The organism is Nitrospirota bacterium (assembly GCA_020851375.1).
Classification (GTDB): Bacteria; Nitrospirota; 9FT-COMBO-42-15; order HDB-SIOI813; family HDB-SIOI813; genus RBG-16-43-11.
The window spans coordinates 19607-34363 of the sequence record JADZCV010000010.1; the positions used below are offsets into that span (position 1 = coordinate 19607).

The window sequence follows — 14757 nt, forward strand, 5'->3', positions numbered from 1 at the left end:
GACTATTCTATCCACCTATCTGTGTCATCGAGTGGAGGAATTTCTGAGACTCGGCGTTCATGTCTATATTGTGTGCCTCAGGTTTGGTTTCCATCACTGAACATAACAACTTTTCAATCTCAGCATCCTCGCAACCATTTCTGAGAGGCTCCCTGAAATCAATAAAAGACTCTGAGAAAAGACAATGTTTGATCTTACCGTCAGCGCCAAGCCGAACCCTGTTACAGGTATCGCAGAAATGCTCACTTATTGCGCTTATAAAGCCTACCTGTCCGGGGGCCCCGTGCAGCCTGTAATTCTTTGCCGGACCTGACCTTTCTTTTTCCACGACCGGCTCAAGCTTCCCAAGCGCTGACTCTATCTTTTCCATCATCTCAGCCTTGGAAATGAAATTTTTCTTCCACGCTTCCCAATCATCTACAGGCATAAATTCTATGAATCTGACCTGGAATGGCTTTGTAAGCGTCAACTTTGCAAAATCAACCAGTTCATTATCATTGCATCCCTTTGAAGGGACAACATTAATTTTTATGGGATCAAATCCAACGCGCTCAGCCTCCAGGATACCTTCCCACACCCTGTCAAAACAATCACCCTTGGTTATTTCCATAAACTTCTTTGGATCAAAAGTATCGAGGCTGATATTAAGCCTTCTGAGACCCGCCTTTTTAAGGGCCTGGGCATATTGTTTAAGGAGAACCCCATTGGTAGTCATTGCAATATCCCTGATGCCGTCAACCTTGTTGACCGCTGCAATAAACTCGACCACACCCCTGCGAACCAGCGGCTCACCACCTGTAATACGCACCTTTGTGAGTCCCATTTTTGCTGCGACTTTAACTATTTTGAGCATTTCATCAAACGTCAGGAGTTCTTTGGAGGGCATACTGCTGATGGTACCGCAGGAAGGGACACAGTAAACACACCGGAGATTACACCGGTCAGTTACTGAAATCCTCATATAAGTGATTCTACGATTGAAAGCATCAATTAGCTGGGCCATGGGAACCTCCTTGATTCCGTTTTTATATGGTATTTGAAGCTATTCCATTCACGTTGCAATATCTATACCAGCTCTTAACCCCACATAACGTCATTCAGAATAAACCGCATTAAGTACAACATTATCTGTACGATATATTAAGCCAGCACACAACTAATTGCAATATTATGATATCAGATACCCCCACCAAACCTTCGTTTATCTTCGTTGCTCGCCCTTTTTTGTGTAATGATGATACACGCTTAAGGTTCCGTGGAATACAGAACATTATAACTACTCAATTTACAACAATAAATTCTGTATATCTTTTATACAGCCGGTTGTATAAATACCCCTTGACCCTTGTTTTGCAATAATATAGGATAATCCTAAATAATAATGACTTTTAAGGAGAAATTATGATGAAGATTACCAGGGCTGTTGCATTGTCTGTATTGATCGCTTTCGCTTCTTTTATATTTGCACCTTCTGATGCCAGATCAGAAGAAAATGGCATGAGGACTATCTTCATGGATACATTCTATGGTATGGCTGCCGGGGCCCTTATAGCCTCTGCAGTATCGCTGACGCAGGATGACCCGGATTGGGGCGGCAATGTCGGCACCGGCGCTGCAATAGGTGGAATTGCAGGGGCCATCTTTGGCGTCGCATCTGAGGTGAGATATGTGGCTACTGTCAACAAAGGCAGCTTAACAGTAAGTTTACCATCTGTAAGTGTAGTAGCTGACAACAAAACAGGAGGACAACCACTCTACACAGCCGGGATTTTTAAGTATAAGTTTTAAGCTGTATGCTTCCGATAGACTAACATGATTCCTTTAAAGGATGATAACCCAACCGGTAGTTTCCCCATTGTAACCATAGGTCTGATTGCATTAAACATCGTCATATTCGTCTACGAAATATCTATAGGGCCGCAACTTGAGTCTTTCCTGAATACGTATGGCGCAAAACCGCTTTATATCATAAACATGTCAGCGCCTCCAGGACACCCACCCCCCTATCTGACCATATTTTCATCCATGTTTCTTCATGGCGGCTTTTTTCATGTAGCCGGCAATATGCTCTACCTCTGGATTTTCGGGAACAACATAGAAGACTCAATGGGGCATTTTAAATTTATAATCTTCTATTTGATCAGCGGAATAGCTGCAGTCTATATCTTTACTTTTGTAAACCCGGATTCTACGGTACCTATGGTTGGGGCAAGCGGAGCCATCTCCGGTGTCCTTGGCGCCTACCTCGTCCTGTTCCCCCGGGCAAAGGTGCTGACACTTGTGCCGTTTGGTTTCTATATGCAGGTAATAAAGGTTCCTGCAGTATTCGTTTTAGGTTTGTGGATATTCGTGCAGATACTAAATGGGATGATAACCGGAGGCAGGGGAGGCGGGGTCGCCTGGTTTGCACATATAGGAGGCTTCCTTGCCGGGGTCCTGCTTGTCGGACTGTTCAAAAAGAGAGGTCACACAGAAGCCTATTAATCAAAGGAGGATTTAAAGATGAAAAGGGCATTTCTATATTCATCCCTGATAATAGTTCTGATGGCAGCATCAGGCTGCGGACAGAATATTCTCAAAGGGATGGAAGACAAGGAGACAGATGACGCACAACAATACGCAGCCCTGAAGTCCCTTGACTCAGGAGATTTTCAGGCAGTATTGAGCGCATGTGATAAAGGGGCTGCTGATCCTCTGGATTGTTCTGCCGCTGCCCTCGGCGCTGCAGGGCTTGACCCGCTTGATGTGGCCCGGCAACTAAACGGCCTTATTGACTCTGCCACTACAGGAGACATTAGTGCCATCGGCTCACTGTCCGGCCTTGATCCCTCGTACCTCGATGAGATATACAAAGCAAATGTACAGTTGGCCGAAAAATGTGAAGCCGGCAGTGAAGCTGCATGTTCACAACTCGTGATTACATCTGTTGCAGAGGTAGTCATTGCCTTAGCCCAGGTTGGCGAAAATGATGTGGATGTAACTGACGGAATAAGCGCTGCTGATGCTGATACAATAGCCGGTTTGATTGCCTCTTCTCCAACCGTCCTGGTAGACACTGATGGTGACGGCACCCTTGATCCCACACCAATACTTGATGTCATAGAAAGAGACGCGCTGTACATAATAAACAACATCAATGACTCCCCCTTTGGGGACACAGACGGCGACGGAACGGCAGATACTGAACTGGGACAGGTCATCGAAGACCAGATAGAGGCTATTGGCGGGGCAGACTGCACTGCCGGAAGCGCAACCTGTCAGGTCACTGCAGCAGAACTGGAGAGCTACCTTCAGAACCAGTATGGGACAAGCGGCCCATAGGGACGTTTCAGGCAAAGGGACATGTATATTTATCAGGGGGAAATCAAATGGTAAAGAAATTATTATCTCTATGTATATCACTGCTGTTCATTGTCACTCTGATGGGCGGGGCTGCTGCTTTTGGCGCTGCGGCATCTTTTAATGATTATCCATTCCTGTATAAAGGCCTGCGCAGCCTTGGAATGGGAAGCACATATACGGCAGTAGGCCGGGATGCCGAGGCATTATTCTATAACCCGGCGACACTCTATGACATGGGTTTTCAGCTTCATATATTCGACCCGGTTGCAGAGATTGATTCAGGTGTCACTGATATGGCGCAGGATGTACTGGATGCGATGGACCTTGATACCGAAAAGGAGAGGTCTGATGCATTATTTGACATTATTGACAGGCATCAGGGGGAACCCCTTCACGTCCGTATATCATTTTTCCCTCATGCCGCTGTAAGGAATTTTGCCGTTGGTGTGCTCGGACAGGGAAGGGCTGACATAAAGCTGCACTCCCCGCTCTCTTCTGCAGGGGCCGTGGAATTTCACGGCGGGTATGAGTATGGTCCCGTAGCCGGATTTTCAATAGAACTGCCTGTGCCTGGACTGCGGGTTGGCGCCGGGGCAAAATATATAGCACGCTCATGGTTTAACAAGAATTTTACCATTGCAGACATAGCCAGTGAGAGTTTTGACTTTGACAAGGAAAAGATTGACAAATCTGACATCAGTCTTGACCTGGGCGTCCTCTATAACCTGCCGCTGCCCGTCATTCAGAAAATCAAGCCACAGGTTGGCCTGTCAGTCCTTGATATTACTGACCTCGATTTTGGTGATGGAGGCAGGATACCGCAGAGAGTTAATCTCGGCATATCAATTCAACCAAAGGTACCGCTTGCTTCCTCATGCATCCTGGCCCTTGACTATCAGGACATCTCAAAGGCATTTGAACAGGATGACAGCTTTGGCAAAAGGCTCCATGCAGGGGCTGAGCTGGGCTTTTTGAAGAACCATTTCATCCTGCGGGGCGGACTCAACGGGGGATATCCGGCCTTCGGTGCAGAGGTTGACATATGGCTGCTTAAGGTAAGCTACGCCAATTATACAGAAGAGATAGGGGTTTATGCTGGACAGGATGAAGACAAGCGCCAGGCCCTGCAGTTGATCATGGGCTGGTAAGAAGCGATGACAAAGGGGTGGGGTTCTATTGACTTTCACCACTTTTCTATTGTAATATCTCGGAATATGAGATGAAAAACTATTTCATACCGTTTAACTTACTTATCCTGGCCACAGGTGTTTTCTTTATAACTCATATAGTTATTTTCAGGATAGCGCAGGAGATTGAACCCCCTTTTTCAAAAGGGTATTCAGCAGGGCCCCTTGTCACCGGTGTAAAGGAAACCAAATCCATTGAGATGTATAAGGCTATCCTTGACAGGAACATTTTTAAATCAAAGACCTTAGCCGAGCTTCTGGCGCCTTCCTCAAGATCATCAGGCATAACAAAGGAAGAAAAACAGGTAGTCCCGATACGCCTCATTGGCACAGTAGCCGGCGATGACAACTTTGCCTATGCCATTATTGAAGACCCGTTTCAAAAGGCACACAAGATATTCAGGATAAACGATACGATTACCCCGGGCGTCAGGCTTGCAGATATCAGCAGGAGCAGGATTACAATAGAACGAGACGGGCAGAGAGAGGATGTTGAAATTGCATCGCCGGATGCCATGGCCTCACAGCGGACAGCTTCACCACCGGCTCCACGTCCTGCTTTCCCTGCGGCCCCTCAGGACACGCCACAGCAGGGCACCATGCTTATTGAGAGGGAGGCCGTAGCAGCGGCAACAGAAGATATGAACAAACTGCTTACCCAGGCACGCCTCGTGCCAAATTTTACGGGAGGGGCAGCCGACGGATTCAGGATTTTCTCTATAGTTCCCGGCAGTATATTCGACAAGGCAGGTCTCAGAAACGGCGACATTTTGTATGGGATTAACGGAACAGAACTCAAAGACCCGGAAAAGGCATTTCAGGTATATCAGATGCTTAAGGATAATGACCGTTTTGTAATTGACCTCGTACGAGCCGGACAGAAGATGACTTTAAACTACGAGATCAGGTAGGAGGTGTAATCTGAAAATTTTGCAATTTCGGCTGTTGACGTGCTCTATTGTTCCCGCATTGTTGCTTATTGCATCCCAGACATTGCATGCTCAGATGAGCCCTCCTTTCCCTCCTATGTTTCTTGAAGAACAGACAGCAGGTACAGAGGGGACCATTTTGCAGGGGTCTGAGGGGACCTCGGCTGTCCAGCAGCGGATCATGCCGCGTGCAATAGCGCCCCGAGCCCTCCCCCCACCTGCATCAGCCCCTTCTCCAGCTGCTGAGCCGCCTGCGCCTGACGGTCAGTCCGGCAGCCCGTACAGCCTGAAACCTCCTGTATTAATAAAGGGCCGGGACATGGGGGCAGCCAAAGCGCCGGAGGCTGAAGCCCCGGGTACAGAGGATATCGCATCACCAGCAGCCCCCCCGCAATTGCCTTCAGGCAAACGCTCTGCTGCAAAGGGCGGCGACAGGATGGTAACCCTCGACTTCAACAACGTTGACCTTCAGACGTTCGTGAAATTTATCAGTGAACTTACGGGCAAGAACTTTGTGCTGGATGAAAAGGTGCAGGGAAAGGTTACTGTAATATCACCGACGAAGATATCAGTTGATGAGGCTTATCAGGTATTTCTTACTGTCCTTGATATGAAGGGATTTACAGCAGTAGGTGAAAACAAGGTAATAAAGTTATTTCCGTCACGAGAAGCCAAACAGAGCGGTGTAAGCATAGTTACCGCTGATAAACCGCTACCTCAGGACGAAAATTATGAGACGCGTGTAATGCGGCTTAATTACATCAGCGCCTCCGAGATATCAAGGCTGATTGCGCCCCTTATATCCAAAGATGGTTCAAGCATCCCCTACCCGCAGACTAATACACTGATACTTACTGATATCAAGAGCAATATGGCAAAGGTCCTGGAGTTAATTACTGAGCTGGACAAGGAGCCTCCAAAGGGAAAGGGCGGTATATATGTGTACTACCTCCAGAATGCAAGCGCAGAGGAGATGTCAAAGGTGCTCGCTACCCTGACGAGCAAGGCCCCGCCACGGGCTGCTGCGGCTGCACAAACGCCGCAGGATACCACTGTCCACTTCGAGGGCGGGATATCCGTCACTGCTGACAAGGCGACCAACTCCCTGATAATAATGGCATCACCCGAGGACTACGAACGCATTAAGTCTATCATAGAACGGCTTGATATCAGGCGCAAACAGGTCTATGTCGAAGCTGCCATAGTAGAGATGGGAGTTGACAAGGCGCGTGAAATCGGAATGGAGTGGAGAAGCACGGCGAATGTAAAATCCGGAGAGACTATGTTTGTGGGAGGTACTGCCCTTGCGCCGCCAGGGGCTGGAATAACCAGTTTTTCCGTAAACCCGCTCAGCGTCAGCGGCCTCGTGGCTGCCGGTGTGCATGGCTTCCTTCCTGACGGAACTACCCTGAATGTGGGCGCCCTTGTAAGGCTCTTTCAGGCTGACTCTGATGTAAATGTCCTCTCAACCCCAAATATACTCACACTGGATAATCAGGAGGCGAAGATCATCGTCGGTCAGAATGTTCCATTTATAACAGGGGTGAGCCAGACAGCAGGAGGCAATGTCCAGGCCACGATTGAAAGGAAGGATGTCGGTATCCAGCTGAAGATTACCCCGCACACAACAGAGAGCGACCTTGTTAAACTCGATATATATCAGGAAATATCAAGCCTGAGCGGCAGTATCCCGGTCGGTACAGATCAGGAGGTACCGATAACAAACAAGAGGTCTGCCGAGACCTCTGTTATGATACGGGATCAGGAAACCATAGTGATAGCGGGTCTCATTAAAGACGATGTCACGATAACGGAAAGAAAAGTTCCGCTCCTTGGCGATATACCGCTCCTCGGCTATCTCTTCAAGTATGAGGGCAGGAAAAAGTCAAAGACAAACCTTATGATCTTCCTCACCCCTCACATAATCAAAGAAGTTGAGACACTGGAGGAGATAAGCCGGGATAAGAGAAAGACAGGCGAGGCATTCAGGAAAAAATATAAATTTGATATCAAAGATAATTTCATCCTAAATCCGCCGGAATAGTCATGACAAGAAAGAGGGAACTGTTAGGAGACATCTTGCGGAACATATCCTCTATCGGGGATGGCGAGATAGAGGAATGCCTTAATATCCAGCGTGAAAAAGGCGGCCGGATCGGCGAAATACTCGTTCATACAAAACATGTACGGGAGACCGACCTTCTGCGGGCATTAAGCCTCCAGTTCCATTTACCATATCTGCAGAATCTGACAGAAGAAGAGATAGATAAGGAGCTGGTCTCATCAGTGCCAATATCGTTCCTTAAACGGCATGTCATGATCCCCTTCCGCAAAGAGAACAGTACGGTAAGAGTAGCCATATCCGACCCATTGAATATTACTCCGATAGACGACATAAGGACATATCTGGGATCTGATATCGAATTGTTCCTGACCGAATCTATCACGATCCTGAATGCCATAAACATGGCATACGAAACACACAAGGAAGCGGCAGAGCAGGTTATCGAAGATCTCGGTGATGAAGCTCTCGCTGCAGGTCTGGATGAGCCTATAGATCTCATTGACGCAGTTGATGAAGCCCCGATTATCAAACTCATTAATTCACTGCTCTTCAGGTCGGTAAAGGACAGGGCGAGTGATATCCATTTTGAACCTTTTGAGCGGGACATAGCAGTACGGTTCAGGATTGACGGAGTCCTCCATAATATCCTTTCACTGCCAAAGAGATTTCAACCCAGTGTGGCCTCAAGAATAAAGATTATGGCCTCTTTGAACATTGCAGAAAAACGCCTTCCGCAGGATGGAAGGATCGGCCTGAAGATTGCAGGCAAGGACATTGATGTGCGCGTCTCCATTATCCCCACATCCTTTGGAGAACGGATTGTAATGAGGCTTCTGGATAAGTCAGGCTATCTCCTCAGGCTCAGGGATATCGGCCTTTCCAATGACATACTGCACAAATTTGAAAAACTGATTCACCTGTCTCACGGTATCATTCTCGTCACAGGGCCTACAGGCAGCGGCAAGACCACTACTCTCTATGCCGCCCTCATGGAAATCAATTCTCCGGACAAGAATATAATTACTATCGAGGACCCCGTGGAATATCAGATAAAGGGTATTGGCCAGATGCAGGTAAACCCCAAGATAGAACTGACGTTTGCAAAAGGATTAAGGTCCATACTCCGTCAGGACCCTGATGTAATCATGGTAGGTGAGATCAGGGACCTTGAGACATCTGAAATAGCAATTCAGGCCTCACTGACCGGACACCTTGTCTTCAGCACGCTGCATACGAATGACTCGGCCGGGGCAGTCACAAGGCTTATTGATATGGGAATTGAGCCGTTCCTTGTTTCATCATCAGTTGTTGCTATAGCTGCCCAGAGGCTCATAAGGCTTCTCTGTCCGGTCTGCAAAAAGGAATACACCCCTTCCAGGCCGGAGCTCGAAGAGCTGGGGATTGATTCACATCAGTTATCCGGACGCCATATTTATGCTGCTGAAGGATGTGACAAGTGTATGCACACCGGCTACAGAGGACGCACAGGTATATACGAGATACTTCTTGTAAATGATGAGATCAGGGGACTTATTCAGCAAAACGTCAACTCCCAGATAATCAAGAATAAGGCTATAGAAGGGGGTATGATAACCCTCAGACGGGACGGCGCTTCAAAGGTGCTTGCAGGACTCACAAGCATTGAAGAGGTGTCAAGGGTGACTCAGGAAGATATTGTTGAATAATAGAGGTAGATAGAGATTGAAGACTGAAGACTGAAGACTGAAGACCGAAGACTGAAGGCTGAAGGAAAGAATGACCTTCAGCCTTCAGTCTATATCACCTTAAGTTGCTTTTGTTATTACTATGCCTGTATTCGAATATAAAGGACTTACAACTGACGGTAAAGATACCCACGGTTTTATTGATGCGGATAACAGCCAGGGTGCAAAACTCAAATTAAGAAAATCAGGCATCTTCCCAACAGAGGTATCTGAGGAGTCAGCCAGAAAGGCAGAGGAAGGACGATCCGCAGCCCTAAGTATACTTAAACGGGTGAAGAAACAGGAGGTTACGGTCTTTACCCGCCAGCTCGCCACATTACTTACCGCAGGACTTCCGCTTATGGAGGGCCTGTCAGCCACTATAGACCATGTTGACGATCCATTACTCAAAAGGACTATAACCAAGATACGTGAGGATGTCAGGGAAGGAAAATCTCTTGCAGAGGCAATGAGGACTCATCCTAAGGTCTTTTCAGACCTCTATACCAATATGATACAGGCAGGCGAGGCAAGCGGGGCGCTTGATGTCGTCCTCGCACGCCTTGCTGATTTTCAGGAAAGCCAGGTAAGGCTCAGGAACAAGATCTGGGCGACCATGACATACCCTGTCATGATGCTGTTTATTGGCACCTGCGTCCTCGGATTCCTTTTCAGCTATGTCATACCGCAGGTCACAAAGGTATTCGAGGATACAGGACAGGCGCTGCCGCTCCCGACCCTCATACTTATTTCGATCAGCAGCTTCTTCAGGTCATACTGGTGGGCCGCAGGAAGCGGGATATTCATTCTGATATTTTCACTCGTCAGGTATGTAAAGACACCGGGGGGAAGGACTGCTTATGACAGGTTTATCCTGCGAATGCCGCTGTTTGGCAAGATCGTCCGGCTGATAGCAATATCAAGATTTACAAGGACACTCAGTACGCTCCTCGCAAGCGGAATACCCCTCATTAACTCAATGGATATTGTCAAGGCGGTAGTGAACAACACAGTATTGTCAAAAATAATAGAAGACGCAAAAGACCGGGTTAAAGAAGGAGAACCACTGTCAGAACCACTCAAAAGGAGCGGTGCATTCCCATCCATGGTTATACAGATGATGACAGCAGGCGAGAAGAGCGGAGAGCTTGAAGGGATGCTGGCCAAGGTGTCCGACGCGTATGATAATGAGGTTGATACTACAGTATCCGGACTCACTGCCCTGCTGGAACCCATAATGGTGCTGTTCATGGGAGTGGTTGTGCTTTTTGTAGTGCTATCTATACTATTGCCGATTTTTGAGATGAGCCAGGTGGTAAGATGAAAAATCCCCCTTTTTCAAAGGGGGAAACCAGTTACCCCAGTTTACAAAGGGGGGGAAAGTAATTCTTCTCTGTATAAAAGGGGGATGTCAGCTCCCCCCTTTAGTAAAGGGGGGAAAGGGGGGATTTGAAACGGAATTTTAAGGTGAAAGGAGACAGGATGAAAAGGATTTTACGAAGGAATGAGGGTTTTACGCTCATTGAGATTATGGTTGTGTTGATCATTATCGGCCTGCTTGCCGGCATTGTCGTGCCAAGGCTGATGGGACGCACTGAGGAGGCAAAGCGCACCAAAACAGCGGTGCAGATAAAAAACCTTCAGTCTGCGCTTGACCTGTATAAACTTGACAGCGGCAACTACCCTACTACGGATCAGGGTCTTCAGGCGCTGGTAGAGAAACCTGCGATTGGAGAGATCCCCAGGAACTGGAAGGAAGGGGGCTACATAGACAAGATACCCAAAGACGCATGGGGCAACAACTATGTATACATAAGCCCTGGCGTGCATGGTGATTTTGATCTTTATTCATATGCTGCAGACGGAGAGGAGGGGGGAGAAGGAAAGAATGCCGATATTCAGAGCTGGAACATCGAATAGAGGCTATACCCTTATCGAGCTTTCCATCATTATTCTGCTGATAGGCGTCATTCTGGTATTTGTCGTTCCCAGACTGGATAATCTGGGAGATTCAAGACTGCGTACAACTGCAAGAAAAATCTCAGGCACAATACAATCAGTCTATGATGAATCAATCATGAAAAAAAGGCCATATCAGATTGTCTTTGATATTGCCAACCGGAAATACTCTTATGCTGAAATAAGAGATGAAGACACATCAATTATATCGGAATCAGCCGGAGAGATCAGTTTGCCTGACAGGATATATATAAAAGATATCATACTGGAGACTGGAGGGAAAATTACAGAAGATAAAGTGTATATAAGGTTTTTCCCTGACGGATATGTTGAAAAAAATACCATACATATATCAGACGGGAAAAAAGACTATACCCTTGTAACAGCGCCGCTTACAGGAAAGGTACGGATAAGTGAAGGATACGTGGAAGTGACGGATGAGTGAAAAGATCATGAAAATCCCCCTTAATCCCCCTTTTCCAAAGGGGGAAATTAGTTCCCCCCCTTTAATAAAGGGGGGTAGGGGGGATTTGAACGGTTCTTTTCAGGTGAACCGTCATGAGCCCTTCGACTGTTCGGCACGCTCACAGCTCAGGGCTCACAAAGGGTCATGAAAATGTCATTCCCGCGTTGGCGGGAATCCAGAACGAGGCCTGGTTCTGGATTCCCACTCCCCGCTTAAATCATGCGGGGACAGGTTCCGTGGGATTGACGGGTACTTAGGACGGGTGAATAGGAGCATTTCCAGGTGAACAGTCATGAGACTCAGGCTCACCAGGGTTCATGAAAACGTCATTCCCGCGTAAGCGGGAATCCAGACCGTGGGCATGATTCTGGATTCCAACTCCCCGCTTAAATCCTGCGGGGACAGGTTCCGTGGGATTGACGGGTACTTAGGAGTATTTTCGAGTGAAACAAAACTCAACATTAGAAAATAATGGCTTCACTTTGCTTGAGGTCATGGTTGCATTGCTAATCATCGCAACCTCTTTTGTAGTCCTCCTGCACTCAAGGAATCAGAGCGTTCTTAGCGCTGATTATGCAAAACAGGCAACGATAGCCACTTTGCTGGCGTCTGAAAAGATCAGCGAGGCCGGACAGGAAGTTTTTCCAGACACAGGCGAAGAGACCGGTGATTTCGGGGATAATTATTCTCAATACAGATGGAGGACGTCTGTTTCAGAAACTCCATATGAAAATATCAGAGAGGTTAAAGTTGAAGTCCTTTGGGGAGAAGGGGGCTCAGAGAGGAGCATCGGATTAGTCAATTATGTCAGGGAAAAGAAGTAACAGCGGTTTTACATTGATGGAAGTGCTGATAGCCACCGCTATTCTTGGCATCATCATGGTTACTATATATGGAAGTTTTGTGCAGACCCGGCGTGTCATAGGACGAACTGAATCTGCTGTTGAAGGACTTCGGGGCGTACGTGCGGCATTCAGCAGGATAACCAGTGACATTGGCATGGCATTCCTGTCAGCCGCAAATGACAACACATTTTTTGTGGGGACAGATGATTATGAGGCCAGCTATCCGAGCGACCAGATTGAATTCACATCTTTTTCACACATACGGCGCAGCAGTGATGCAAGGGAATCTGATCAGATGGAGGTGGGATATTTTCTGAGAAAGGACTATGAGGGCGCCTCTGTCCTGATGAAAAGGGAGAAGAACCGCATAGATCCCAACCCCACTTTCGGGGGAAGGACATATGAGTTGTGCGAAGAGATTGCCGGGCTTGATTTCAGGTATCTCGATGAAGGGGTATGGTTTGAGAGCTGGGACTCAAGAGTCACAAAGAAATTGCCGGAGGCTGTAGAGATCACACTGATCACCAAAGACGGAAATGGCATCGAGAAGTCATTCAGAACCATCATGGAGATACCGCTGAGTGGAATATCAGCTCAGAAATAACAAGGGCATTGCCCTCGTCATAACGCTCCTTGTACTGACACTCCTTATAGTGCTGATCCTGGAGTTTAGTTCAGGCATGCGTATTGAAGCGCGTGCAGCCGCAAACTTCAGAGATGATATTAAGGCATATTATCTGGCGAAGTCAGGTGTAACTTTTGCAATTGCGGTGCTTGAGGAGGATCTGAAGGAAAATCCAAACGTTGATAACCTCAATGAAACATGGGCACAGAAGCTGCCGCCCATCCCGCTTGGGGATGGTTTTGTTTCGGTTGAAATTGAAGATGAAAGCAGTAAGATCAACGTAAATAAATTAGCCGGTGATTCGGGTGATAAATGGCACGAATTGATGAATAATTTTCTTGATCGCCTCGAATTAAAAGAGGATATAACTGAAGCCATATCCGACTGGATTGATGCAAATAATAATGACCGGCCTGGCGGAGGCGCAGAAAGCAGTTATTATGAAAGCCTCGAAGACCCTTACGAGGCAAAAAACAACCTGCCTGACTCATTGCAGGAATTAAGATTGATAAAGGATGCAGATAATGAGGCATTCGATAAAATGAAAAACTTCGTAACAGTCGTACCATCTGACGGAAAGATAAATGTCAATACTGCGAAGAAAGAGGTGCTGAGGTCAGTGTTTGCACTGTCTCACCTGCTTTCAGACAGCACAGTTGATGATGTAATAAATTCAAGGATGGAAAATCCCTTTGAGGACGTAAATGATCTGGGCTTCGGGACAAACGGGAGAGGTCTGATGAGCGATGAGGCGCTTGGCCACATAAGACAATTCATAACATTAAAGAGCAGCTTTTTTTCCATTACATCAACCGGAGAGGTCAACAATATCAGAAAAAAGATAAATGCCATAGTAAAAAGGGATAATAAAAAAACTGATATTATCTACTGGAGGGTTGAATGATTAAACTGCGATGGAGTCTGACAGCGCTGCTGAGCCTGCTGTTATTTGCAGGATTCGCGGCGCCCGTAGCACCGTATACTATTTCAGGGGTAATTAAAGATACACATGATATGCCGGTCAGCGATGCAGAAATCGGCATATTTGACGGCTTTACCATCCAGCGGATCAGGAGTGACGATAAAGGGGCGTATAGTATATCACGATTGCCGGTCTCTGACGGACTCTATGCAGTACTCTTCTTCACCAGGGACGGTTTTGTACCGTCAATTATTAATGTCAAAAAGAACAGGCTTGATAGCAGGGAGTATCCGGTCACTATGAAAAGGGCTGAGTCAGAGAAGAGTGGCTATATCGCAGGTGTCGTATATCAACCTGTAAAGGGAGGCAAGATAAGATATCAAAGCGGGATTAACCGCTTCGGCCAGGAAAGAAGCATTTGGCTGGAAGGAGACGGGATAGCGGCAGAATCAAGGACTAATAAGGACGGTCAATTTATCCTTGAGGTCCCTGCAGGAAGATATGTGCTTCGTGCAGAAGGCGCGGGGGAGAAACAGGTTGTTGAGGCTGTAGCTGGAAAGACAGTCATAAGGAACATAAGGTCAGGGATCGTCCTGATTGATTGAGCAGGATCATTTTCGGGTGGGCCGCAATGAGCCTCAGGCTCACAAAGGTTTAAGTACCCGTCATTCCCGCGTAAGCGGAAGTCCAGACACCGGCCTGATTCTGGATTCC

15 protein-coding genes are annotated in these 14757 nt (G+C 47.2%); 14 read left to right on the top strand and 1 reads right to left on the bottom strand.

Features of this window, described 5'->3' with window-relative positions; all coding sequences use genetic code 11:
• Window positions 1-7 precede the first annotated feature (7 nt).
• Window positions 8-1003 carry a GTP 3',8-cyclase MoaA gene (moaA, locus tag IT393_02395; protein ID MCC7201500.1) on the bottom strand — a complete coding sequence of 332 codons (996 nt, stop codon included), beginning with the start codon at window positions 1001-1003 and terminating at the stop codon, window positions 8-10.
• A 401-nt stretch (window positions 1004-1404) separates the two neighbouring features.
• On the opposite strand from moaA, the gene IT393_02400 reads away from it, so the two are divergent.
• The 14 genes from IT393_02400 to IT393_02465 all read left to right on the top strand — a co-directional run bounded on the left by IT393_02400 (window position 1405) and on the right by IT393_02465 (window position 14648).
• Entirely contained in the window at window positions 1405-1788 is a 384-nt protein-coding gene (locus tag IT393_02400) for a hypothetical protein (protein ID MCC7201501.1), read from the top strand.
• Between the two features lie 24 nt (window positions 1789-1812).
• Entirely contained in the window at window positions 1813-2484 is a 672-nt protein-coding gene (locus tag IT393_02405; GenBank protein ID MCC7201502.1) for a rhomboid family intramembrane serine protease, read from the top strand.
• 18 nt (window positions 2485-2502) lie between these two features.
• Window positions 2503-3321, top strand: coding sequence for a hypothetical protein (locus IT393_02410; GenBank protein MCC7201503.1), 819 nt, complete (start codon window positions 2503-2505; stop codon window positions 3319-3321).
• Window positions 3322-3368: 47 nt separating this feature from the next.
• Entirely contained in the window at window positions 3369-4490 is a 1122-nt protein-coding gene (locus tag IT393_02415) for a hypothetical protein (GenBank protein MCC7201504.1), read from the top strand.
• Window positions 4491-4561: 71 nt separating this feature from the next.
• Window positions 4562-5440, top strand: a complete 879-nt coding sequence (locus IT393_02420; GenBank protein MCC7201505.1) for a PDZ domain-containing protein — start codon at window positions 4562-4564, stop codon at window positions 5438-5440.
• Window positions 5441-5555: 115 nt separating this feature from the next.
• On the top strand, window positions 5556-7502 hold the full coding sequence (gspD, locus tag IT393_02425; GenBank protein MCC7201506.1) for a type II secretion system secretin GspD: 1947 nt from the start codon (window positions 5556-5558) through the stop codon (window positions 7500-7502).
• Between the two features lie 2 nt (window positions 7503-7504).
• Complete coding sequence (gene gspE, locus IT393_02430; GenBank protein ID MCC7201507.1) at window positions 7505-9208, top strand: type II secretion system ATPase GspE; 1704 nt, start codon at window positions 7505-7507, stop codon at window positions 9206-9208.
• A gap of 121 nt (window positions 9209-9329) precedes the next feature.
• Window positions 9330-10550 carry a type II secretion system inner membrane protein GspF gene (gene gspF, locus IT393_02435; protein ID MCC7201508.1) on the top strand — a complete coding sequence of 407 codons (1221 nt, stop codon included), beginning with the start codon at window positions 9330-9332 and terminating at the stop codon, window positions 10548-10550.
• A gap of 158 nt (window positions 10551-10708) precedes the next feature.
• The gene (gene gspG / locus IT393_02440; GenBank protein ID MCC7201509.1) at window positions 10709-11146 is read left to right on the top strand and encodes a type II secretion system major pseudopilin GspG; all 438 of its coding nucleotides are present in this window, start codon (window positions 10709-10711) and stop codon (window positions 11144-11146) included.
• A complete protein-coding gene (locus tag IT393_02445) occupies window positions 11115-11630 on the top strand; it encodes a hypothetical protein (protein ID MCC7201510.1) in 516 nt (171 codons plus the stop codon). The genes gspG and IT393_02445 overlap by 32 nt, the downstream gene beginning before the upstream one ends.
• Window positions 11631-12094: 464 nt before the next feature.
• A complete protein-coding gene (gene gspI, locus IT393_02450) occupies window positions 12095-12475 on the top strand; it encodes a type II secretion system minor pseudopilin GspI (protein ID MCC7201511.1) in 381 nt (126 codons plus the stop codon).
• On the top strand, window positions 12456-13100 hold the full coding sequence (locus tag IT393_02455) for a prepilin-type N-terminal cleavage/methylation domain-containing protein (protein ID MCC7201512.1): 645 nt from the start codon (window positions 12456-12458) through the stop codon (window positions 13098-13100). Before gspI ends, IT393_02455 begins: the two co-directional genes overlap by 20 nt.
• Complete coding sequence (gspK, locus tag IT393_02460; GenBank protein MCC7201513.1) at window positions 13078-14025, top strand: type II secretion system minor pseudopilin GspK; 948 nt, start codon at window positions 13078-13080, stop codon at window positions 14023-14025. The genes IT393_02455 and gspK overlap by 23 nt, the downstream gene beginning before the upstream one ends.
• Window positions 14022-14648 (top strand): carboxypeptidase regulatory-like domain-containing protein, encoded by a 627-nt coding sequence (locus IT393_02465; GenBank protein MCC7201514.1) that lies wholly within the window; start codon window positions 14022-14024, stop codon window positions 14646-14648. Before gspK ends, IT393_02465 begins: the two co-directional genes overlap by 4 nt.
• Window positions 14649-14757: the final 109 nt, after the last annotated feature.

Excerpts from the sequence above, each read along its gene's own strand:
- moaA (MCC7201500.1), bottom strand. The coding sequence starts at position 1,003 with ATGGCCCAGCTAATTGATGCTTTCAATCGTAGAATCACTTATATGAGG.
- IT393_02400 (MCC7201501.1), top strand. The coding sequence starts at position 1,405 with ATGAAGATTACCAGGGCTGTTGCATTGTCTGTATTGATCGCTTTCGCT.
- IT393_02405 (MCC7201502.1), top strand. The coding sequence starts at position 1,813 with ATGATTCCTTTAAAGGATGATAACCCAACCGGTAGTTTCCCCATTGTA.
- IT393_02410 (MCC7201503.1), top strand. The coding sequence starts at position 2,503 with ATGAAAAGGGCATTTCTATATTCATCCCTGATAATAGTTCTGATGGCA.
- IT393_02415 (MCC7201504.1), top strand. The coding sequence starts at position 3,369 with ATGGTAAAGAAATTATTATCTCTATGTATATCACTGCTGTTCATTGTC.
- IT393_02420 (MCC7201505.1), top strand. The coding sequence starts at position 4,562 with ATGAAAAACTATTTCATACCGTTTAACTTACTTATCCTGGCCACAGGT.
- gspD (MCC7201506.1), top strand. The coding sequence starts at position 5,556 with ATGTTTCTTGAAGAACAGACAGCAGGTACAGAGGGGACCATTTTGCAG.
- gspE (MCC7201507.1), top strand. The coding sequence starts at position 7,505 with ATGACAAGAAAGAGGGAACTGTTAGGAGACATCTTGCGGAACATATCC.
- gspF (MCC7201508.1), top strand. The coding sequence starts at position 9,330 with ATGCCTGTATTCGAATATAAAGGACTTACAACTGACGGTAAAGATACC.
- gspG (MCC7201509.1), top strand. The coding sequence starts at position 10,709 with ATGAAAAGGATTTTACGAAGGAATGAGGGTTTTACGCTCATTGAGATT.
- IT393_02445 (MCC7201510.1), top strand. The coding sequence starts at position 11,115 with ATGCCGATATTCAGAGCTGGAACATCGAATAGAGGCTATACCCTTATC.
- IT393_02455 (MCC7201512.1), top strand. The coding sequence starts at position 12,456 with ATGTCAGGGAAAAGAAGTAACAGCGGTTTTACATTGATGGAAGTGCTG.
- IT393_02465 (MCC7201514.1), top strand. The coding sequence starts at position 14,022 with ATGATTAAACTGCGATGGAGTCTGACAGCGCTGCTGAGCCTGCTGTTA.